We start from the raw sequence: 20,643 nt of genomic DNA, 5'->3' as shown, positions 1-20,643 counted from the left end.
GCCACGACGAATGGGCATGCCCGGACGGCTGGCACGTCCGGGCAGCCCGGCGCCCCGGGGGACGCGGTTAGCGTGACGCCGTGACCAGCACCGTGCAGCACCTCATCGACGTGGCGGCGCAGTCCGCCGTGGACGCCGGGCGCCTGATCCGGCAGCGGTTCGGTGGCCCGGTGGAGGCGTCCACCAAGCAGGCGGCCCACGACGTGGTGACCGGGGCCGACCTGGCGGCCGAGGCGTTGATCCGCGCCGCGCTGCGGGGTGCCGCCGCACACTCCACAGTGGTGGGTGAGGAGGGCGGCCGGCAGGACGGCGCCGGGAACGGCGCGGATGATCCGGTGTGGCTCGTCGACCCGATCGACGGCACGTACAACTTCGTCCGGGGCATCCCGTTCTTCTGCGTGTCGATCGGCCTGCGGATCGGGGGTCGTACCGTGGGTGGCTGCGTCTACGACCCGTTGCGCGAGGAGTTGTTCACCGCGGCGGACGGCTGCGCGTGGCTGAACGGCGCCCGGCTGCCCGTGCGTACGTCCGCGCCGTCGGCGCCACCGCTGGTGCTGTGCGACATCCCGAACGCCGGCGGACCGCCGGCCGCCACCGAGACCGATCTGCTGGCCGCGCTGCTCACCGCCGCCGCGGACGTGCGACGGCTCGGTTCGTCCGCGCTGGCCCTGGCGTACGTCGCGGCCGGTCGCGCCGACCTGGCCGCCAACGCCGACGTCTACGACTGGGACACCGCGGCCGGGCGGGCGCTGGTCACCGCGACCGGCGGCGGCTACCTGAGCCATCCCGATCCGCTGCCGACCAGCCGGCGGGGCAGCTTCGTCGCGTGGGCCCCGGCGTACGCGACCCTCGGCCGCGCGGTCGGCGAGGCCCTGCACCACGACCGCTTCGAGGAGACCGTGTGACATCCCGGCGTTTTCTGTTCATGGGCGGCATGCACCGCAGCGGCACCACCCTGCTGGCTGCGCTGGTCGGCACGAATCCGCAGGTGGCCGGATTCCGGCAGACCGGCGCACCGATGGACGAGGGCCAGTACCTGCAGACCGTCTGCCCCTACGACGAGCAGCACGGCGGTCCGGGGCGGTTCGCGTACGCGCCCGGGGCGCACATGACCGAGCACCACGAGCTGGCCACCCCGGCCACCGCCCGCCTGCTGCGGGAGCAGTGGGGCCGCTACCTGGACCCCCGCCGCCCGGTCCTGTTGGAGAAGTCGCCGCCCAACCTGCTGCGGTTCCGGTTCTTCCAGCGGCTCTTCCCGGGCGCCCGGTTCGTGCTGGTCACCCGGCATCCCGTAGGGGTGGCGATGAGCACCCGGAAGTGGACGCCGGCGCTGACCGTGCGGCAGCTCGTCGAGCACTGGCTGCACGCCCATGAACTGGCCCGGGCCGACGCCGCGCACCTCGACGCGGTGCTGACCGTCCGCTACGAGGACCTGATGGACGACCCGGCCCGGACGCTGGCGGCCATCGCGGCCTTCGCCGGCATCCCACCCACCTTCGACGTCGGCGACCTGGACCGGGACACGAACACCCGGTACCTGCGGGCCTGGCGGCAGGGCCCGGGGGCCGACGACGACCTCGCCGACCTCGCCGAACGGGTCGAGCGGTACGGCTACCGGCTGCCCGCGTCCGTCTGAACCGGCTTCGTCCGAGAGGAGAGCACGAATGTCCCGGTTGCTCATCGTGCACGGCACCGGTGGGCCGAGACGCTCCGACGACTCGGTTCGCCGGGAGTGGATCGGTTCCGTCGAGGACGGTCTGGCGCTGGCCGGCTATCCGGCGGTGGCACCGGACGCCACAGTGGTCAACCTCGATGCGCCGGACCGGGTGCCGGCCCTCGGTGACAGCGATCCGGCCGCCGAGGCCGCACTGCTGCGGCGCTGCTGGCGGGCCGCCACCTTCGACACCGAAGCCGGTGCGGAGCCCGTCGGCGAGGACGCCTTGGCCGCCCGCCTGGCCTGGTCCCGATACTTCTGCGGCCTGACCGCGGAGGAGCTGACCGGAACCCTGCGTCAGGTGCGGGCGTTCGCCGCCGGCCCGGCGGCCGGCCACCCCGCGGTCGACGAGGTACGGGCGGCGCTCGCCCCGGACACCGAGATCGTGATCGGCCACTGCCTGGGCGGGGTGGCGGCCGCACTGGCCCTGGCCGGTGCCGGTGCGCCGGCGTTGATCACCCTGGGCGCACCGCATCCCCCGGCCGTGGGACCACCCGGGTCCGGACCGGCCACCTGGGTGGATCTCGTCGACGTGCAGGACACGCTGCTCCTGGCGGCCGGGTCCGCTCCGGCCGGCGCCACCGGGCGGGTGTCACTCGACTGCGACCCTCGGCTGCGCGGCGCCCGCAACTATCTGGCCTCGCCGGAGTTCGGCAAGGTGCTCGGCAGCCTGCTGGAGAACTGTCCCGGCGGATGAGCCTCCGGCCCATGTCCGGAACGAGACATGGTCCTGGATGGAGCATGGCGTCGTCCGTTTCGATGATTCGCGTGACTCCGAGTGAGAGGAGCGCGGTCATGACCGCGACGATCGTCGAGCACCACCCGCACCGCGAGTCGGCGAGCCTGCGCATCGCACTGGTAATGATCAACGACATCCTGCGGGACGGCCTCAGCGTGGCACTCCGCGGTCTGGCCCTGAGCACTTCCGTGCGCGCCTACCGCTCGATGCCCGAGCTGCTGACCGAGGCCGTCGACGAGCGACCGGAGGTGCTCCTCGTCAACGCGGCCGACGGCGTCGCGGGCATCGCGTCCGCCGCGCTGATCGCCCCGGAGAGCAAGATCGTCATGTTGATCCACGACGCCCGTGCCGCCGAGGCGATGCTGGCCGACGGGGTCGTGGTGGACGGTTTCCTGCTCCAGCAGGACCTGTCCGGCCGCACCCTGGAGAACGCGCTGCGGGCGATCATGACCGGTGAGGTGCCGATGCCCGCGGTCCTGGCGCAGCAACTGCTGGCCCGGGCCGGCATCCGTCGTACACCCTCGTCGATGGCGCCCATCACGCTGACACCGCGCGAGCACGAGACGCTGTTGCTGCTGGTCGAAGGGTTGAGCAACAAGCAGATCGCCCGGCGCCTCAAGATCTCCGACCACGGGGCGAAGCGGCTGGTGGCCGGGGTGCTGCTCAAGCTGGGCTGCACCAACCGGACGTCGGCGGTGGTCACCGCCATCCGCTCCGGCCTGGTGGAGTGCGCGTAGGAGACCACGAAGGTGGCGGCGCCGCTCCGGCGCCGCCACCTCGTGCTTCTCTCAGACCGCCGGTGCCAGCGGCGGCCGCTCGTAGAGGCCGTGCACGGCCAGCTTGATGCCGAGTTCGAGCCGGCTCCGGGCACCGATCATCTGCATGATCTGCGTGACCTGCCGCTGCACGGTGCGGGTGGACACCCCCAGCGCCCGCGCGACCACCTCGTCGGTGGTCCCGCCGGCCAGCCGCCGCAGCACGTCACGCTGCAGCGGGTTGAGCCTGCCGTGCAGGTCGCTCTCGTCCGCGCGGGCCTCGGACCAGTGGTGATGGAAGATCGTCACCAACGTCTGCACCGCGGTGGGCGAGCGGACGGCCAGCGGTGACGCGGCCCCGCCCCGCGACACGATCGCCAGGTTGCGGTCCAGCACGACCATCAGGGTCGGTGAGTGCGTGCCGCTCCGCACGTCGGCCCGGACACCCAGCAGGGCCTGCAGCCGGGCGCCCCGGTCCAGCAGGGTCTCCCCGGCCACCACCGCGCGCACCTGGGTGGCGCCGGACCATCCGCCCCGGGTCGGCCAGGTCCGGCCCGACTCCTGGTCGGACAACAGTGCACAGTTGGCCGGGATCAGCGCGAGCACCTCGTCGCGCGCGGCTCTGATCACCCGCGTCGCCAGACGCCAGCCCGCCCCCTCGGCCCCGACGGCCTTCGGCCTTGGTTCCATTGCCCCGTCCCGCATCATGTCTCCCCCGAGTCGCGGTCGCACACACACCGGCATGCGTCAAGCGGACAGTGATTGAAACGTAGCGATCGGCGAACGTCGCGGGTACCGGGGAATCCCTGCCTCGCCGAGCCGGGTTTCCCACCGGCTCACCGTGTCACGGCCCCCAACCGGCGGAACTGTTGGACCGGAGGTACAGCAGCACCGCTCGTACCCGCCGGTGCACACCCTCCGCCGCGTCGATCTGCAGCCGCTCCAGGATGCTGGTCACGTACGACTCGATGGTCTTGCTGCTCAGGCGCAGACGGTCGGCGATCGCCCGGTTGGTCAGCCCCTGCGCCATCAGGGCCAGCACCTCCTGCTCGCGGACGGTCAGGCGGTCGATCCGGCCACCCGTGCGACGCCGCGCCATCAGCTCCTCGACCAGGGCAGGGTCGATGACCGCTCCGCCGTTCGCCAGCTCACGCAAGGCGGTGACCACCTGCTCGACGTCGAGGATGCGCTCCTTGAGCAGGTATCCGACCCCACCCTCGCCCGAGTTGACGATCGCCAGCGCGTACTCCGTCTCGATGTGCATGGAGAGGACCAGCACCGCGATGCCGGGGTAGTCCCGCCGGATCCGCTCGGCGACGGCCAGGCCCTCGGTGGTGTAGGTCGGCGGCATCCGGATGTCGACGATCACCGCGTCCGGACGGTGCGCGGCCACCGCGTCCAGCAGCTCGTGTGCGTCCTTCACCGCTGCGAGCATGGTCATCCCGGCCTGCCGCAGGAGGGCCGTCAAGCCCTCCCGGATCAGCACCGCGTCGTCTGCGATGACGATGCGCACGGGATCACCGTCCGCAGCGTCGTGCCGACCCCGGGTCGACTCTCCAGCTCCAGCCGGCCACCGAGTGCTTCGGCACGGTGGCTGAGGTGGCTCAGACAGCTCTCGTCGCCAAGGGGCCGGGTCAGGCCGGAGCCGTCGTCGCACACCTCCAGGTGCAGGCAGTCCTGCTCCATGCGCAGCCGGATCACCACCGTCGAGGCGCCACCGTGCCGGACCGCGTTGGTGAGCGCCTCCGCCACCACGAAGTAGGCGGCCTCCGCCACCGCACGCGGAACCAGGCGAGGCCGCCCTTCGATCCGCACCGTCACCGGAGTGTTGGCGGTCAACGCGGCCAACGCCTCGTGCAGCTCACGCCGATCCAACGCGGGTGGTCGCAGCCCTCGGCTCAGCAGCCGCAACTCGGTCAGTGCCATGGTCAGCTCCGTGACCGCGGTGTCCAGGTGGGCGCCGGCCTCGGCGCTGTCCCGGATCGTCTTGCGCGCCATCTGCAACAGCAGCGTCGCGTTGATCAGCCGCAGCTGCGCGCCGTCGTGCAGGTCCCGCTCGATCTCGCTGCGCGCCCGGTGCCGGCCGTTCCGCGCCTCCTGCTCGTATCGGCGTTCCCAGAGCGCGGCATCGGCCCGCCAACCGCGGGTGTTGGCGAGCAGGGCCAGCGGCGGTATCAGGATCTGCACGACCACACCTGCGGCATTGCCCACCAGCCAGGCCAGGTGCGACGGGTTGGTCAACACGGGCGCCACCGCCGCGGTGCTCACCTGAAGACAGATGAGCACGCCCGGAAGCGCCACGATCCGCTGCGCGCGCTGCCACCCCCGGATCAGGTGGACGGCGAGCCAGATCGCCACCACCGAGACCATCAGCCGCGCGGCCACCGGCAGGTACGGGTCGGCGGCCCAGCCCGGCGCGGGTAGGCAGGTCAGGCACGGATCGATCGGGCTGGCCGGCTCGGCTCGGCTGTCGATGATCAGCAGGGGCAGCACGCCGACCGCGGCGGCCAGCAGGACCCGGTCCGCCCGGGTACGCGTGCGGCTGTGCGGCTGGGTGACCAGGATGGCCACCAGGAGAGTCCAGACCAGCGGGTGCGCTACGGCGGCCACGTCGGTGCCCGTCACGCCGTGCAGCGGCCCGGTGCTACGAGCCAGCCAGACCATCGCGACGGCGAAGAACAGCATGCCGGTCAACGGGTTGGCGGTCGACCCGATCAGGATCATCCCGGCGGTGCCGTAGGAACAGACCAGAGCCAGAGCGGTCGCGACGAAGAGGGTGGTCTCCGGGTCACCGGACTGGATCACCCGAACCGTGGCGACCAGGCTCCCACCCAACATCACACAGACCAGCATGGCGACAGCCGCGCTGCGCAACGCTGGTCCCGCGTCGACTCGACTGACTCTGCCGGGCATCGGAAGCCAGACCAATCGTCCCCCCGTGGTCGGTAGCCGATGGAGCCGGCCACTGGACGGTGGTGAAACTGCCGAACGCTCGCTCGACGGTGGCGACGCGATCCGTGAAGATGATCAATCCACTCGGATCGACCGTCCGCGATCGACGGCAATGCTATCGCAATCACTGATTAATCGGGGGCCCGCAAATTGCATAATAGTTTCTCGCAAAAGCGGTCATTACTTACCCACAGCCGCCTAGTGCCCCCAAGCGCTCGAACCGGACAGCTCGCTGAGCCGTCGACAGATAAAACCTACGAGTCCGGTTGGAATTCCCCCTCCCATTCCCACCAGCAGGTCGAGCGCCTCCATCCGCTCCGCTCCAGCCGTACGGCATCGCATTCCATCTGCGGTCCCCCTGGCCGCGAAGGGTCCCTGCGCGGCCGGAAACAGGTCGGCTGCCGCCGCCCGCCCGGGGGGCAAACCCGTGCATTCCGGCACCCAGGAGAGTTGTTGTCCATTCCCTGGAAACCGGTTCGCCTATACCGCCCGCAGCCCCATGTCAGGGTCCCGACACAAGAGAGGTACAACTGTTCCAGAAAGCTGATATGCGTACGCTCCGAGCGTGGCGGTACAAACGGGCGCGAGCCGGGAACCACCGGCCGCGACGGCGCACCGGACGCGCCTTTACCGGTGGAACTCCGGACAATCGACCAGGAGGACGGGTCCATCCCGGAACGGGTTGGCGAACACATATCCCGAAAGAACGCCAGGCAGCGTTGCCGAACAAAATTCGCGTTCGCGGCTCGCCCTGAACATGGCGGCCTTCGCCGCGTTGATCCTGATCATGACAGTCGTCGGCCGTCCCGGGGAGATCGAGGGCCGGCCGTTGTCCTGGCCCGACGCGCTGGTCGCCGGCGCGGCCTTCGTCCTGGTCCTGGTGCGCCGCCGGTGGCCGCTGCCCGTCCTCGCCGTCTCGGCGTTGCTCGCGGCCACCGTCGCCGCGGGCGGCCAGCCTCCGGCCGTCCTCGTGGTGACCGCCGTCGCCGCCTACACGGTGGCCGCTCACGCCAGGCAGCACGCGGCCTGGCTGGCCGGCCGGCGGGGCGTCCGCCGTCGGGGTGTACGCCGCGGCCGTCCTCCGGACCGGCCAGGGCTGGCTCGGCCCGCCGCTCGGCATCGCCGCCTGGATCGGCATGGCCACCGCGATCGGTGAGGCCGCCCGCGTCCGCCGCGCGTACGTGGCCGCGGTCGAGGAGCGGGCCCCGTCCCGGCGGCGTCGGTCAGCATCCCCGGTGAGCATCCGGCTACAGGAACTCGCTGCGGTAGGCCGGGGCCAGTTCCGCCGCGCGGCGGCGGCGCACCGCGAGTTCCTCCGGTGAGAGCTGCGGCGGCGGCGCGTCCTTGCCGGCGAGGACGTCGCCGATGCGCGTGAAGTACTCGTCCTGCCCGGCCGGCGTGCACATGCAGAGCATCCGGGCCGGTGCGCCGGAGACGTTGCGGAAGTGGTGCGGCGCGTTCGCCGGGATGTTGACGGTGGAGCCGGCCCGGACGAGGTGCCGCTCGCCGCGGAAGGTGAACTCGATCTCGCCCTCGAGGATCGTGAACATCTCCTCGAAGTCGTGCCGGTGCGGCGGTGGGCCGCCGCCGTCGGGCACCCGCATGTCGATCAGGCAGTACCGGCCGTCGGTCTGCTCGCCGGTGACCAGCATGGCGTACGTGTTGCCGACCAGCGAGACCCACGTCGTACCGGGGTCGTCGGGGTGCGCCACGGTCAGCGGGCGGGACGGATCGTCGTCGGGAATCATCGTGGTCGTCTCCTTCGTGGTCGTCGAACGGGGATCAGGCGCCGGTCACGGCGACGACGACCTTGCCGCCGGGCAGCGCCCCGACGTTCGCGTCGGCGTGCAGGGCCGGCAGGTCGGCCAGCGGCACCCGCCGGGCGACGTCGACGCGCAGTTCGCCGGCGTCGACGAGGCTCACCAGGTGGGCCAGTTGGCCGGCGTCGCTGCGGACGAAGAGGTCGATGCCGCGTACGTCGCGCTTCTCGTCGGCGGGGGCGGGCATCCAGACGGTGGTGTTGACCAGCACTCCGCCGGGCCGGATCAGGGTGAGCAGCGCGGCCAGCCGCGCCGGCTCGACGGGTGCGAGGTTGAGGACGACGTCGACCGGTCCGGTGACCGCGGCGGTCACGTCGTTGGTGGTGTGGTCGACGACCTCGTCGGCGCCCGCCGAGGTGACGGCCGCGCTGCTGCGCGGGCCGGCGGTGGCGATGACGTGGGCGCCGGCCCGGTGGGCGAGTTGTACCGCGTACCCGCCGACCGCTCCGCCCGCGCCGTTGACCAGGATGCGCTGGCCGGTGGTCAGCTTCGCGTGGTCGAAGAGCGCCTGCCAGGCGGTGAGCCCGACCAGCGGCAGGGCGGCGGCGTCGGTCAGCGGGATGCTCACCGGCGCCGGGGTGAGGACCGGGGCCGGCGCGATGACGTACTCGGCGGACGCGCCGGGCTCGGTCATCGGCAGGAAGCCGACGACCCGGTCGCCGACCTGCACGCCGGCGACGCCCTCGCCGAGCGCGTCGACAGTGCCGGCGACGTCGAGGCCGGGGGTGTGCGGGAGCGCGACCGGGATGGGGCCCTGCATGAAACCGGCGCGGATGTTGCCGTCGACCGCGTTGAACGACGTCGCGGTCACCCGGACCCGGACCTGGCCGGCACCGGGGACCGGCTGTTCGGCGTCCTCGAGACGCAGGACGGACGGGTCGCCGTACTCGTGGAAACGCACTGCCTTCATCGCAAGCCTCCTGGGTGATCGCCTCGATCTCGAAGCGCTTTCCTGTTCGACCCGCCAAGCGTGGGCCGAACGGGAGGCCGGGTGAATGTCACAGTTATCCACGGACAACCGGTCCGTGGATAACGGGACCGCTCAGGTCAGGCGGCGGAGCTTCTCGTCACTCGGCGAGCCGGGCTGCGCCAGGAAGACCAGCAACTCCTGGCCCTCGTCGGGGTCCACGAGCCGGCGGGCGTACAGCTCCAGCTCGCCCAGCTCGGGATGGCGGTAGCGCTTGAGGTCGTGGTGGTGGGTGACGTCCACCTCGTGCCGCCGCCAGACCTCGGCGAACTCGGGGCTGACCGCCAGCAGTGCCTCGACGATCTCGCCGGCCGTGCCGGTCGGGTCGGCGGTGAACGCGGCCCGGATCTCCACGGTGAAGACCCGGCTGCGGATGGGGTGGTCCTCGGGCGGGTAGAGGGCGCGCTGCACCGGATCGGTGAACCAGCGGTAGACCAGGTAGCGGTCCATCCCGCTGAACCTGCGGTAGTCACCGAGGAGGGCGACTGCCAACCGGTTCTGCAACAACGTCTCGCCGAAACGGGACAAGACAATCGCGGGGGTGTCCGTGAGACGCTCGACCACGTGCCGCATGGCGGGGCTGACCCGCTCGTCACGCAGGGTGCGGCGTGGTGCCGCGTGCCCACCCAGGGCGAAGAGGTGGTCCCGCTCGCTGGGGTTGAGCTTCAACGCCCGGGCCAGGGCGGCGAGCATCTGCTCCGACGGCATCGGGCCGCGCTGCTGCTCGAGTCGGCTGTAGTAGTCGGACGACATGCCGGCCAGCACCGCTACCTCTTCACGCCGCAGCCCACCGGTGCGCCGCCGCGACCCTCGGGGCAGCCCGACGTCCTCCGGTTGCAGCGCCTCCCGACGGGCCCGCAGAAAATCCGCCAGCAGTGCCCGGTCCATCCCTGTCCATGACTCCAGTCGTACGGTGGCGCTCGACGCCGGTCGGGTGGCCGGCGGCGGCGCGGCGCAGGTCACCCACTGTACGGGCCGGGCGTCCGTGACGCCCGGCCCGTCGACTCACGGCCCGCTCAGCTCGCCGTGCAGGACAACGACGGTACGGCGTTGACGCCGCTCGACGACCCCAGGAACCCGAAGGTCGTGCTACCGCCGGCACTGATCGCACCGTTGTAACCGACGTTGCGGGCGGTGACCGTCGAGCCACTGGTGGTCACCGTGGCGCTCCACGACTGCGTCACCTGCTGCCCGTTGGCGAACGTCCAGGTCACCGTCCAACCGCTGATCGCCGAGCTTCCGGCGGTCACCCGCACCTCGGCCTGGAAGCCGCCCTGCCACGAACCGGTCACGGTGTACGACGCCGAGCAGGACCGCCCGTTCGACGGCGGCGGGGTCGTCGGCGGCGGGGTGGTGGGGGGCGGGGTGGTCGGCGGGGTGGTGGTCGGCGGTGTCGTCGGGGTGCCGCCGCCGACGGCGCTCATGATCGCGTCGATGATGCCCTGCTGGGTGACCGTGGCGCTGCTGCGGTTGAACAGCCCGAACCCGTACGCCCCGTTGTAGCCGTTGTCCCAGTAGGCGGTGGCCGCCCCGTACTTCTTGGCGGTGGACACCAGGGTGCGCGCGTAGTCCGCGCGGTATCTGTTGTTCGTCGAGTCGGCCGAGGTCTTGTCGACCGAACCGTATTCACCGACGAAGACCGGGTAGCCACGCGAGACGAAGGTGTCACGCGTCTTCTTCAGCTGCGTGTCCATGAAGTCCTGCTGTCCCCAGGTCGACTTCCGCGCCGGAGTGGTGGCGGCCGGCCCCCACTGCGTGATGGTGCCGTTCTCCTCACCGGCGAAGTCCCAGGGGTCGTAGTAGTGCACGGAGATCATGAGCCGCTGCTCGTTGGCGGGAACGGACGACGACCGGTACTGGTCCGTCGGCAGCGCGAAACCGTAGTTGCCCACCGTGTAGTCGATGTTGGTGTTCCAGCCGGGGATGAGCAGCCAGCGCGAGGCGTTGTTGCCGCCGGTCCGACGGACCGTGTCCACGAAGATCTGGTTGTAGGCGTTGATGTTCGAGTAGCACGGCTGGGTGGGATTGCCGTACTGCCCGTCGAACTCCTCGTTCATGGACTCGAGGATGAGGCGCTCGCTGTAGGTCTGGAACCTGGTCGCGATCTGCTGCCAGACCTTCTGGTACTTGTCTTTGATCGTCGTCTGATTCGACGAGTCGCAGATCAACCACGAGCCGGTGACGGTCTTGTAGCCGTCGCCGTGCATGTTGATCAGCACGTACAGACCGCGGCCGTAGGCGTAGTCGACGATTTCCTGGATCCGATTCAGCCAGGCGGAGTTGATCGTGTAGTTCGGGGCGGCCCCGATGTTTCCCAGATAGGAGACCGGGATACGGATCGTCTTGAACCCCGCTGCCTTCACCCGGTCGATGAAGGCCTGCGTCACGACCGGGTTGCCCCACGCCGTCTCGCTGGGGATCCCGTTGGCATTGGCCTCCAGTGCGTTCCCCAGATTCCAGCCCGCCCCCATGTTGGCGACGAGTTGGGTGCCGTTCAGTTGGGCCATGCTGTCGGCCGACGCGGAACTCGTCATCACGGCCGCGGACCCGGCCACCGCCAGTACGCCGGAAAGTAAGGCGAACTGAACCTTCCTGAGTGTGGATTTCACAAGAATCTCCCGTCTTCGAACCAACCGTCACGCTGGGTTGTCGAAGCGATTCGACGATATTCGATTGCCTACGCTGGCAGTCGATGGGCCGTCAAAGAATAGATGCATGTGCATGAGTGAGGCAAGGTTGCCGACCGCGGGGCCCCGTCGGCGAACCGCGGCCGAGGCCTTCCGGAACCCGATGCGCAAGGCCCTGACCAGCCGCCGGCCGCCTGTTGTCAGCGGGCGACGGAGGCTCGCCGTCGCTGTGCGCCGGAACCGGCCACAAGGGTTTGAGAACAGGAACAGACAATGACGTTCGTCGTTCCCCAGAGGTCTTGTGACGGCGCCGCGACTCTTGCTACCGTCCGTGAGCCAATGATCACTCTACCCTGGAGGATTGGTGCGACCAGCCGGACAGCAGAACGGGGGTCATCTCCCGCCGAGGACGCAGTCGACGGCCGTGTAGAGGGTTTCCGTCTCGGACTTCAAGATCGAGTCTTCGGCGGGCAGGGCCCGCTCGATCGACAGTCCGTTGAGGACTGTGAGCAGGAACTTCACTCGGCGTGCGTGGTCCTCCTCGGGCAGCGCGCCTTCCTCGGCGAGAACCGTCAGCCAATACTCGACGCGGCGCCCCCCTTCCCGCTCCAGAGCGAGATACGCCGTGCGCACGTCCGGGGTCGGGTCGGCTGCGATGTACGTCTGGCACGCCTTGGTCCACGCCTCTCGGGCCTGCTTCCCGACGCCGACGGGAGCGAGCACCTGCCGGAGGCAGTTGACCAGTCGGTCCCGGGCGGGTATTGACCGGTCCTGGATCGGGTCGTCCGACAGTAGCTGGCCGTAGATCCTGGCGAGCACGGCCTCTCGTAGCGCGAGCTGGGTCGGAAAGTGGAACCTGAGCGAGCCCGTGCTCACCCCGGCGCGCGCCGCAACCGCACGCACGCTCAGCTTCGCCGTCACGTCCTGCGCGAACATCGCCGCCGCTGCCGCGAGGATCCGCTCCCGCGAGCCGGCGTTCCCGTCGTCCCGTGTCATCCGCCACCTCCTGACACATCGTACTAGCACGCTGTGCTAGCGTCGCCACTAGTACAGCGTGTTAGTGGCAGACGACGGCCAACGGTGAGCGAGGGAACGTGATCGAGGACTGGCGGCAACGACGGGCAGCCAAACGCATCAAGAGCGGAGACGGGCGGGCGTTGAAACGCCTCCGCTGGTGGCAGTTGCCCTTCCGCGCACTGTTCTACCTCCCGCTCCCCCACGGAGATGGCCGGCAGACGGTGTACGCCGTGGACATCCCACGCCGAACCGACCCGGACGGCGGCAAGGCGAGAGCACACCTCTACCTCGACGGCAGACACCACGCCGAGTCCAAGCTCCCGGCGGCCTTCCCCGTCGCGGGCGGCGCCATCGAGGTGGCGATCAGCGCATTCGGGCTCAAGCGCTGCCACTACGTCACCACCACCGGCGCGGAGCACCGGCTCATTCCCGATCCGAAGTCCGCCGAAGGGCGCCGGGCCCGCCTCGAACGTGATCACCCGGCGTTGAGCTGGACCGTCGGCTTCCTCTCGGTGCTGATGCTCCTCATCGGCGCGGGTCTCAACCTGCTGCAGCTCGCCGAACCGATCTCGCAGATCCCATCGATCGCCGAAAGCATCGGAACCTTCGAATCACCCGTCCACCTACCCGTCTGGCTCAACTTCGCCCTCGCGGTCGGCGCCGTTCTCGGGAGCACCGAACGAGCACTTCGCCTGCGTTTCAGCGTGCTCGACCAGGTCGGGAAGTAACCACATCCACGAGAGGCAGCCATGACCACCACGAACAAGCCGAACTGGCTGATCACTCCGGGCGAGCCCCGCAACGGGCCGGCAGTTCCTCCCGGGGTCGAATACCACCGGGTGCTCGCGGGCGACAAACGCCGGATCGGTCGCGGCATCCTGGCGATCGTCCTTCTGCTGGCGGGGCTCGTCATCTTCCCGACGGTCATCGGCAGGGCGACAGCGCTCATCGACGTGCAGATGGGTAAGACCCCGCCGATCCTGGGCGGCACCGACTACACGCCGCTCTCCCACGCCAGTTCGATGATCGCCCTCGGCCTGCTCATCCCGTGGAGCATGCTCATCCAGCGGTGGCTCTACGGCGTACCCGGTGCTTCCCTGCACTCCGTGACGTCGCGGTTCCGCTTCGACCTGCTCGGCAAGTCGCTGCTCGTCCTCGGTCCCGTCTGGCTGGTCGCCAACGCCCTCAATGCCCTCGCCCCCGTCGACGAGGTCCCGTGGTCGCAGACCGACCTCATCGCCCTCTTCATCGCCACGATGTTGCTCACCCCGCTGCAGTCGGCAGGCGAGGAGTACGGCGTGCGTGGGCTGATCTTCCGCGTCATCGGAAGCTGGACCCGCAGCCCACGCGCCGGACTGGTGGCCGGAGTGCTGGTCTCCAGCGCGCTGTTCACGGCCGTCCACGGTGCAACGGATCCGTACATCGTCGTCTGGTACTTCGTGCTCTGGACCGGACTGGCGGTCATCACCTGGCGCACCGGCGGCCTGGAGATCGCGATCATGCTGCACGCCGTACTCAACACGTTCACCTTCATCCTGGCCCTGTGCCTTCGGGTGGACCTGGGCATTGCGACGCAGGACCGCTCAGCCGGAGTCGGCACGCCGTACCTGCTCATCCCCACCTTCACCGTCATCGCCGTCACCGCAGTGGTCTGGTGGTGCACCCGACGGTCAGGACCAGCACGTACCGCGCCCCACGCGTGATGTGAACAAGGCCGTGACCGGCTTTTCGGCCGGTCACGGCCTTGAGCAGCCGCGTCAGCCCCTCGCGAAGGTCTTGATCTGACACTCCCGTTCGAACTCATCCTGTTTCTGCTCGGGAGGGACCACCACGTTCGACGACTCCCACGACCACCCGTCGTCGGTCTCCACGATCGGCATCCCCTTCCCCTGTAGGCACTTGACGAACTCATGCCACTGCTTCTTGTAGTTGGGGTTGAGGTCGGGATCCATCTCCTCCGGCACGAAGTTCGGCTTCTTGGACGCGCAGGCGGCGAACATCTCGGGCGTGGCCTGGGTCGGATCGACGAAGCCGATGGCCTTCGCCTTCTCCGAGTCGTCGACCCGTGCACCGTTGTCCTTCATGCACTGCCAGTAGGCGCGCGCCCAGCCGTTCTTCTCCGCTGCGGTGGTGTCCAGCCGGGCGCGGGGCCCCTTCGCCGGGGCCGACGACGACGCGGTCTCCGGCGTCCGGGAGACCGACGCGACGGCGGGCGCCGTGTCGTCGGCCGCCGAGTCGGAAGAGCCACAACCGGTCAGGAAGACCACAAGCATCGGTACGGCCAGAACCGCGGGCAGTTTGTTCATGGGGATAGATTCCTCCTGGTTTGTCAAGAAGCTGTCGGGATGCGACAGCGAGATCAGGAAGCGAGCGCCTGCGTCGGGGGCAGTCGTGCCGCCTGGGCCGCCGGATAGACGCCCGCGACCACGCCGATGAACGCGGCGCCGCCGAGCCCGGCCAACGTCGCGCCCGCCGGTATCACGACCGGCCAGCCCAGATGAGCGGCATACCCGGCGCTCGCCGCCGCGCCGATGGCCGTGCCGGCGAGGCCACCCAGCATCGACAGCACCACCGACTCGGTGAGGAACTGGCTGCGGACCTGACCACGGCTGGCACCCAGGGCACGCCGTAACCCGATCTCCGAGCGCCGTTCCAGCACCGACACGACCATCGTGTTGGCGACGCCGACGCCACCGACCAGCAACGCCACCACGGCCAGGCCGAGGAACAGGGCGGAGAACGTGTCGGCTGTCGCCCGCTTGGCCGCCAGGGCGTCCGACGGCAGGCTCACCCGTACCTGCCCCGGGCTTGCCGGGTCCACGGTGGCCGGCAGCACCGCCCGGACCTGCTCGACCGCCGGCTCGTACGCCTGCACGTACACGACCGTGGGCCGCCCGTCGAAATGCAGGTAGGTGACTGCCGACTCCCAGCCGACAATCGCCGCCACGTCCAGATCCGGCGACAGCGCGACAGGGGCCAGGATGCCGCCCACGGTGTACCACTGGCTGCCGATGAAGATCTGTGGTGGCGGCTCGGTCCGGCCCAGGTCACCGATCCCGAGTCGGGTGGCGGTCGCCGAGCCCAGCACGGCCACCGGCAGCCTCGCCGACGCCGAGTCGAGGAACCGGCCGCTGCGCACCTGTCCCCGTACGAGTCGCAACAGGTTGGGTGATCCGGCGAGCACGGTGAGCCCCGCGCCGTCGCCGGCCTCGGTCTTGTCCGAGCGGCGCAGCGAGGTGTGCGTGTTGGCCACCGCGGCCACCTGCCGCACCGGGCCGATCCGGGCGACCATGGCCGGCGCCTCGGCCGGCAGGGCCACCGCCTCGCCGGTCCCGCTCGGCGCCGACGAGACCTGGAGGACGTCGGTTCCGAGCGCCGACAGTTGCCGCATCAGATTCCGTTGACTCGAAGCCGGGATGGCGGTGACGACGACGATCGTGGCGATGCCGATGGAGATCCCCAGAGCGGACAGCACGGCCCGCAACTTCCGGGTACGCAGGCCGACCAGCCCCAGCGCGAGCAGGTCGAGCGGCGCCAGCCGGACGCGACGGGTGACCCGGCCGGAGGTGGTCATGCCACTCCCCACGCCGAGTCGGAGTGGATCCTGCCGTCGCGTATCTCGACCTGGCGCGGCATGCATGCCGCGATGTGCCTGTCGTGCGTGACCACGACGATCGTCGTGCCCTCGGCGTGCAGCCGAGTGAGCAGTTCGAGCACCGTCTGCCCGGTGGCCGTGTCGAGAGCGCCGGTCGGCTCGTCGGCCAGCACCAGCGCGGGACCGTTGACCAGTGCCCGGGCGATGGCCACCCGCTGCTGCTCACCACCGGACAGCTCGTGCGGCCGGTGCGTCATGCGGTGCGCCAGGCCGACCCGTTCGAGCGCCTCCGCGGCCAACGGGTGCCGTCGGCGTCGGGGGACTCCCGCGTACAGCAGGCCGGTGGCCACGTTCTCCACGGCGGAGACTCCCGCGGCGAGACGGAACTGCTGGAAGACGAAGCCCAGCCGCCTGGCGCGCAGCGCTGACAGCCGCCGGTCGGACAGGCCGGCGATGTCGATACCGTCGACCTGCACCGTGCCCGAGGTCGGCCGGTCCAGCGTTCCCATGGTGTGCAGAAGCGTGGACTTGCCCGATCCCGACGGGCCGACGACGGCCAGCAGCTCACCCGGCTCGACGTCCAGGTCGACGGCGTTCATCGCGACCACCCCGCCGGGATGGATCCTGGTGGCCGCACGTAGCCGCAACACCGGAGTCATGAGGTGGTCACGACCCGGGTGCCCTCGCTCAGGCCCTCGCCCTCGACCTCGACCAGACCCCGGGCGATGAGGCCGGTTCGCACCGGGACCAGCCCACCACCCGAGACCTGCACGGCATAGCCGCCCTCGCTGAGTGCCAGGAGTGCGCCGACCGGCACGGCAAGGACGCCCTTGCGTACCTCGGCCGTGAAGTCGACGTCGACGGTCGCCGAGTCCAGCCGGTCCGCGTCGGCGGGCCGGGTGAGTTCGACGGTGATGGTGAGGGTGGGCGGGGCGCCCGGGTCGCCGGCATCGACGGTGGCCGTCGTGCCGATCGACGCCACCCGGGCGGGCTTCTTCGTGCCGTCCGGCATGGTCACGCTCACGGTATCGCCGCGCTCGACCGAGCCGGCGTCACCGACCTGTGCCGGCACACTGATCACCTTGGCGGTGGAGGTGATCGTCATCAACTCCCCGCCGGTGACGTCGCCGACCTGTGCGCTCAGCGACGCGACCCGGATCGCCTGGCGCTGGACGACGACGTCACCGCGGCCGACGACGCCGGTCTCCGGCAACCGCTGGTCGCGTTGCCAGGACTTGACGGCCTTCATCAGGGATTCGGTCATGACAGCCTCGTCACGGTGCACGATCACCGTCGGGCTCAACTTCGTCTGCGAGCCGCCCGTTGTCCGGACGCCGATCGAGTAGCCAAGGGCTTTCAGGTTGTCGGCGATCACGCGGACGTCGCGTCCCACGATGCCGGGACGATCGAGCGGGCGGTACAGCGGCACGTCGCCGTAGAAGAGGGGCACCGGCCGGTCGGCGACCCGGTAGACCTGACGACCACGTCTGATGACGTCGCCCACGGCGGGCAGCCAGGTGATCACCGCCTCGCCCTGGGTCTTCAGGGATCTGGCCGGGCCGTACCCGATGGTTCCGGGCAGGGGCTTGCCGCTGGAGATGTCCGTCCGGACCACCGCGACGGCCGGCAACGCCTCGGTGGCGGGGAGTGGTGGGACGTTCTCGCCGGCCCGGTCGTCGAGCCGCGACCAGGCGACGATGGCGGCGCCTGCCAGCAGGAGCGCGACGCCGCCGTACGCCCAGTAGCGCTTACTAGGTGACATGCTGCCGATCCTCGACAACGATTGTGGCGAACCTGTCGGCTTCGGCGGACGGCCTCGCGAACGCACCTATAGTCGGCGCGTGTGTGCCGCCATCCTCCTCGCCGAGGACGACCGCAATCAGGCCGAACTCGTCCGCCGCTACCTCGTGGGCGACGGCAACGACGTCACCGTGGCACATGACGGACGCAACACGCTGGAGCTTGCCCGGGCACTCCGCCCGGACCTGATCGTGCTGGACGTGATGATGCCGCGCCTCGACGGCCTGACGGTCTGCCGGGTCCTGCGCGAGGAGTCGCCGGTACCGATCCTCATGCTCACCGCTCGCAGCAGCGAGGACGACCTCCTGCTGGGCCTGGAGTTGGGCGCCGACGACTACCTCACCAAGCCGTACAGCCCCCGGGAGTTGATGGCCAGGGTACGTGCACTGCTGCGACGTGCCGCTCTGGCGCAGCACCCCGGCGAGCGAGTCCTGCGGGTGGGGCGGGTCAGCGTCGACCTGGACGGGCACACGGTCGCCGTGGACAGCCGGCCGGTCGTCTGCACGCCTGCGGAATTCGCCATCCTGGCGGCCATGGCAGCCCAGCCCGAGCGTGTCCTCACCCGTCCTCAGCTGCTCGAGCACACTCGTGGTTTCGACCGTGAGTCCACCAACCGGGCGATCGACACCCACATCGTGAGCCTGCGCCGCAAGATCGAGGCCGATCCCCGCCACCCCACCCACCTGATCACGGTCTACGGCGTGGGCTACAAGATGTCCGATGCGGCGCGTTAGGGTCCCGCTGCGTCACAGCCTGCTCGTACGGCTGCTGGCCGCCTCGCTGGTGGTGGCCCTCTCCGCGATCGTGGCCACCGCGTGGCTCACCTTCCGCACCACCACCCAGATCATCGAGCGTGAGCAGGGCCAGTCGCTCGCCAACCACGCGCACATCTACGACTCCCTGATCGGCTACGCCGTGACCCACACCAGCTGGGCCGATGCCGGTTCACTGGTGGCCGACCTGGCCAGGCGGACCGGACGGCGGATCACCCTCACCACCCCCGACCGGACGGTGTTGACCGACTCCGCGCCCGGGCCGGCACTGAACGACACCACGCCATCGGCGACGATCGACCCCCTGCGGCTGGACGGCGCACTGAGCGGTCGTCCGCACGGCAGCATCGACCCCAGGGTGACCGGGCCGTACCAGCTGTCGGACAAGGAGGCGGCGGTCCTGCTCGACGCCGCGGAGAAAACGGCGAACTGCCTTCGCGGAAACGGCATAGCGGCGCAGATCTCCGTGCACGCGTCCGGCCGCCCGCACGTCGAGGGGCCTGGCGCTGAGCCGTTCCTCGCCGAGTGCACCGAACCCTACCTGCGCCTGGCGATACCCCGTGAGCAACGATCGCTCACCGAACTGGCCACCGCGACCAACGCGTGCCTCGGCAGGCCCCACCTGATCCGTTCGATCTCACCCGACCTCGTACCCATCTTCTCCGGCGCGGACCGTCCGCCCCGCGGCGAGGTCGAGGGCTGCATCCTGGACGGCCGCCGCAATCAGTTGCGGACGTACGTGGCGCCGACTGCATACGTCTTCGTCACCTCGCTGAACGGCCGAGCCGGCGGCACCACGATCGACCTCTCCCGGCCCAGTCTGCTGCGCATCTTCTGGGTCACCGGCCTCGTTCTCGCGCTCGCCACCGCAATCACCGTGCTGGTCGGCATCCGGCTGGTACGCCCACTGCAGATGCTGGCCGAGGCAGCCGGCGACCCCGCCGGGCGCCAGCAGCGGGTCGTCGTTCGATCCCGCGACGAGATCGGCCATCTCGCCGGCATCTTCAACGATCTCAGCGAACGACGTGAACAACTGGAACGCCAGCGCAAGGACATGGTCAGCGACGTGGCGCACGAACTGCGCTCGCCGTTGACCAACATCCGCAGCTGGCTGGAAGGCGCCCAGGACGGTGTGGTCCCACTGAACCCGCAACTGGTCGACCTGGTGCTCAACGAAGCCGTTCTGCTCCAGCACGTCATCGACGACCTGCGCGACCTCGCCGCTGCGGATGCCGGGACGCTCACCGTGCATCCCGAGCCGGTGTACGTCGCCGATCTGCTCACCCAGGTCGTCGACGCGCACCGGGAAGCGGCGGAGCGGACCGGCAAGGTGATGCTCAGTGAGCTCACCGGCGATCCGCTGATCTCCGTCGATCCGAATCGGTTCCGGCAGATGGTCGGCAATCTGGTCGCCAACGCCATCCGGCACACACCCGAGGGGGGCCGGGTGACCATCCGAGCCGGCGTGACAGGTGACCGGCTGACGATCTCCGTCGTCGACACCGGCACCGGGATCTCCGCGGACGATCTCCCCCGGGTCTTCGACCGCTTCTGGCGCGCCGACGCGTCACGTACCCGGTCCACCGGCGGCAGCGGCCTGGGCCTGTCCATCGTTCGGCGCCTGGCGGAAGCCCACGGCGGCACCGCCACCGCCGAGAGCCGGCTGGGTGTCGGAAGCACTTTCACCGTGCGCCTGCCCAGCACGTGACCGGGGATGCGCCATGATCTGCAGCTCCAGGTCGGACCGGCGCCGGCCGAGGTCAGTCACCTGCCTTCAGCGCGCTGAGCGCGGCCGTCACCTCGGGGCGTGACGCAGCCGGTCGCCGGACCGCAGTCGTGATGCGCCGGGTCAGCGGCGGGTTGAGCGGTCGGGTCACCACCCGG

General features: G+C 70.2%; 21 protein-coding genes. 9 read left to right on the top strand and 12 right to left on the bottom strand.

The annotated features are described in order from the left end of the window. Positions 1–80: 80 nt before the first annotated feature. From ACH495_RS30295 to ACH495_RS30280, 4 genes are all read left to right on the top strand, one after another. Positions 81–905 carry an inositol monophosphatase family protein gene (locus ACH495_RS30295; protein ID WP_396861127.1) on the top strand — a complete coding sequence of 275 codons (825 nt, stop codon included), beginning with the start codon at positions 81–83 and terminating at the stop codon, positions 903–905. Then, complete coding sequence (locus tag ACH495_RS30290; RefSeq protein ID WP_396861126.1) at positions 902–1,636, top strand: sulfotransferase family protein; 735 nt, start codon at positions 902–904, stop codon at positions 1,634–1,636. The genes ACH495_RS30295 and ACH495_RS30290 overlap by 4 nt, the downstream gene beginning before the upstream one ends. 28 nt (positions 1,637–1,664) lie before the next feature. Continuing rightward, positions 1,665–2,411 carry a hypothetical protein gene (locus tag ACH495_RS30285; protein ID WP_396861125.1) on the top strand — a complete coding sequence of 249 codons (747 nt, stop codon included), beginning with the start codon at positions 1,665–1,667 and terminating at the stop codon, positions 2,409–2,411. Positions 2,412–2,509: 98 nt separating this feature from the next. Continuing rightward, the gene (locus ACH495_RS30280) at positions 2,510–3,190 is read left to right on the top strand and encodes a LuxR C-terminal-related transcriptional regulator (RefSeq protein WP_396861124.1); all 681 of its coding nucleotides are present in this window, start codon (positions 2,510–2,512) and stop codon (positions 3,188–3,190) included. Between the two features lie 51 nt (positions 3,191–3,241). On the opposite strand, the gene ACH495_RS30275 is transcribed toward ACH495_RS30280, so the two are convergent. The 3 genes from ACH495_RS30275 to ACH495_RS30265 form a co-directional block, all read right to left on the bottom strand. Beyond that, a complete protein-coding gene (locus tag ACH495_RS30275; RefSeq protein WP_396861123.1) occupies positions 3,242–3,838 on the bottom strand; it encodes a LuxR C-terminal-related transcriptional regulator in 597 nt (198 codons plus the stop codon). A 214-nt stretch (positions 3,839–4,052) separates the two neighbouring features. Further along, entirely contained in the window at positions 4,053–4,721 is a 669-nt protein-coding gene (locus tag ACH495_RS30270; RefSeq protein ID WP_396861122.1) for a response regulator, read from the bottom strand. Beyond that, entirely contained in the window at positions 4,688–6,082 is a 1,395-nt protein-coding gene (locus ACH495_RS30265) for a sensor histidine kinase (RefSeq protein WP_396861121.1), read from the bottom strand. The genes ACH495_RS30270 and ACH495_RS30265 overlap by 34 nt, the downstream gene beginning before the upstream one ends. 835 nt (positions 6,083–6,917) lie before the next feature. On the opposite strand from ACH495_RS30265, the gene ACH495_RS30260 reads away from it, so the two are divergent. After that, complete coding sequence (locus ACH495_RS30260) at positions 6,918–7,316, top strand: hypothetical protein (protein ID WP_396861120.1); 399 nt, start codon at positions 6,918–6,920, stop codon at positions 7,314–7,316. A gap of 91 nt (positions 7,317–7,407) precedes the next feature. Here ACH495_RS30260 and ACH495_RS30255 read toward each other — a convergent pair whose 3' ends face one another. The 5 genes from ACH495_RS30255 to ACH495_RS30235 form a co-directional block, all read right to left on the bottom strand. Then, positions 7,408–7,908 (bottom strand): cupin domain-containing protein, encoded by a 501-nt coding sequence (locus ACH495_RS30255; protein WP_396861119.1) that lies wholly within the window; start codon positions 7,906–7,908, stop codon positions 7,408–7,410. 34 nt (positions 7,909–7,942) lie between these two features. Continuing rightward, the gene (locus ACH495_RS30250; RefSeq protein WP_396861118.1) at positions 7,943–8,890 is read right to left on the bottom strand and encodes an NADP-dependent oxidoreductase; all 948 of its coding nucleotides are present in this window, start codon (positions 8,888–8,890) and stop codon (positions 7,943–7,945) included. 132 nt (positions 8,891–9,022) lie between these two features. Beyond that, positions 9,023–9,835, bottom strand: coding sequence for a helix-turn-helix transcriptional regulator (locus tag ACH495_RS30245; RefSeq protein WP_396861117.1), 813 nt, complete (start codon positions 9,833–9,835; stop codon positions 9,023–9,025). A 128-nt stretch (positions 9,836–9,963) separates the two neighbouring features. After that, a complete protein-coding gene (locus ACH495_RS30240; RefSeq protein WP_396861116.1) occupies positions 9,964–11,556 on the bottom strand; it encodes a cellulase family glycosylhydrolase in 1,593 nt (530 codons plus the stop codon). 411 nt (positions 11,557–11,967) lie between these two features. Further along, on the bottom strand, positions 11,968–12,570 hold the full coding sequence (locus tag ACH495_RS30235; RefSeq protein ID WP_396861115.1) for a TetR/AcrR family transcriptional regulator: 603 nt from the start codon (positions 12,568–12,570) through the stop codon (positions 11,968–11,970). Between the two features lie 98 nt (positions 12,571–12,668). On the opposite strand from ACH495_RS30235, the gene ACH495_RS30230 reads away from it, so the two are divergent. Together ACH495_RS30230 and ACH495_RS30225 are read left to right on the top strand one after the other, a co-directional pair. Further along, positions 12,669–13,319: a hypothetical protein gene (locus ACH495_RS30230; RefSeq protein ID WP_396861114.1), complete on the top strand. Its 651-nt coding sequence runs from the start codon at positions 12,669–12,671 to the stop codon at positions 13,317–13,319. 21 nt (positions 13,320–13,340) lie between these two features. Next, positions 13,341–14,294 carry a lysostaphin resistance A-like protein gene (locus tag ACH495_RS30225; RefSeq protein ID WP_396861113.1) on the top strand — a complete coding sequence of 318 codons (954 nt, stop codon included), beginning with the start codon at positions 13,341–13,343 and terminating at the stop codon, positions 14,292–14,294. 54 nt (positions 14,295–14,348) lie between these two features. Here ACH495_RS30225 and ACH495_RS30220 read toward each other — a convergent pair whose 3' ends face one another. The 4 genes from ACH495_RS30220 to ACH495_RS30205 are packed head-to-tail and all read right to left on the bottom strand — an operon-like array spanning position 14,349 to position 17,966. Beyond that, a complete protein-coding gene (locus ACH495_RS30220; RefSeq protein ID WP_396861112.1) occupies positions 14,349–14,897 on the bottom strand; it encodes a hypothetical protein in 549 nt (182 codons plus the stop codon). A gap of 53 nt (positions 14,898–14,950) precedes the next feature. After that, positions 14,951–16,165 (bottom strand): ABC transporter permease, encoded by a 1,215-nt coding sequence (locus ACH495_RS30215; RefSeq protein ID WP_396861111.1) that lies wholly within the window; start codon positions 16,163–16,165, stop codon positions 14,951–14,953. Continuing rightward, positions 16,162–16,845 (bottom strand): ABC transporter ATP-binding protein, encoded by a 684-nt coding sequence (locus ACH495_RS30210; protein WP_396861110.1) that lies wholly within the window; start codon positions 16,843–16,845, stop codon positions 16,162–16,164. The genes ACH495_RS30215 and ACH495_RS30210 overlap by 4 nt, the downstream gene beginning before the upstream one ends. After that, positions 16,842–17,966: an efflux RND transporter periplasmic adaptor subunit gene (locus ACH495_RS30205; protein ID WP_396861109.1), complete on the bottom strand. Its 1,125-nt coding sequence runs from the start codon at positions 17,964–17,966 to the stop codon at positions 16,842–16,844. The genes ACH495_RS30210 and ACH495_RS30205 overlap by 4 nt, the downstream gene beginning before the upstream one ends. Here ACH495_RS30205 and ACH495_RS30200 point away from each other — a divergent pair. Further along, complete coding sequence (locus tag ACH495_RS30200) at positions 17,947–18,720, top strand: response regulator (RefSeq protein WP_396861108.1); 774 nt, start codon at positions 17,947–17,949, stop codon at positions 18,718–18,720. The genes ACH495_RS30205 and ACH495_RS30200 overlap by 20 nt on opposite strands. Before the next feature lie 52 nt (positions 18,721–18,772). Beyond that, positions 18,773–20,467 carry a sensor histidine kinase gene (locus ACH495_RS30195; protein ID WP_396861107.1) on the top strand — a complete coding sequence of 565 codons (1,695 nt, stop codon included), beginning with the start codon at positions 18,773–18,775 and terminating at the stop codon, positions 20,465–20,467. Positions 20,468–20,643: the final 176 nt, after the last annotated feature.

Origin of the sequence: Micromonospora sp. NPDC018662 (assembly GCF_044391475.1) — a bacterium.
Taxonomy (GTDB): Bacteria; Actinomycetota; Actinomycetes; order Mycobacteriales; family Micromonosporaceae; genus Micromonospora.
Note: the sequence above shows the minus strand (reverse complement) of the source record. Positions and strands in the feature narration are given on the sequence as shown.

Excerpts from the sequence above, each read along its gene's own strand:
- ACH495_RS30285 (WP_396861125.1), top strand. The coding sequence starts at position 1,665 with ATGTCCCGGTTGCTCATCGTGCACGGCACCGGTGGGCCGAGACGCTCC.
- ACH495_RS30280 (WP_396861124.1), top strand. The coding sequence starts at position 2,510 with ATGACCGCGACGATCGTCGAGCACCACCCGCACCGCGAGTCGGCGAGC.
- ACH495_RS30260 (WP_396861120.1), top strand. The coding sequence starts at position 6,918 with ATGGCGGCCTTCGCCGCGTTGATCCTGATCATGACAGTCGTCGGCCGT.
- ACH495_RS30255 (WP_396861119.1), bottom strand. The coding sequence starts at position 7,908 with ATGATTCCCGACGACGATCCGTCCCGCCCGCTGACCGTGGCGCACCCC.
- ACH495_RS30250 (WP_396861118.1), bottom strand. The coding sequence starts at position 8,890 with ATGAAGGCAGTGCGTTTCCACGAGTACGGCGACCCGTCCGTCCTGCGT.
- ACH495_RS30245 (WP_396861117.1), bottom strand. The coding sequence starts at position 9,835 with ATGGACCGGGCACTGCTGGCGGATTTTCTGCGGGCCCGTCGGGAGGCG.
- ACH495_RS30235 (WP_396861115.1), bottom strand. The coding sequence starts at position 12,570 with ATGACACGGGACGACGGGAACGCCGGCTCGCGGGAGCGGATCCTCGCG.
- ACH495_RS30225 (WP_396861113.1), top strand. The coding sequence starts at position 13,341 with ATGACCACCACGAACAAGCCGAACTGGCTGATCACTCCGGGCGAGCCC.
- ACH495_RS30220 (WP_396861112.1), bottom strand. The coding sequence starts at position 14,897 with ATGAACAAACTGCCCGCGGTTCTGGCCGTACCGATGCTTGTGGTCTTC.
- ACH495_RS30215 (WP_396861111.1), bottom strand. The coding sequence starts at position 16,165 with ATGACCACCTCCGGCCGGGTCACCCGTCGCGTCCGGCTGGCGCCGCTC.
- ACH495_RS30210 (WP_396861110.1), bottom strand. The coding sequence starts at position 16,845 with ATGACTCCGGTGTTGCGGCTACGTGCGGCCACCAGGATCCATCCCGGC.
- ACH495_RS30200 (WP_396861108.1), top strand. The coding sequence starts at position 17,947 with ATGCTGCCGATCCTCGACAACGATTGTGGCGAACCTGTCGGCTTCGGC.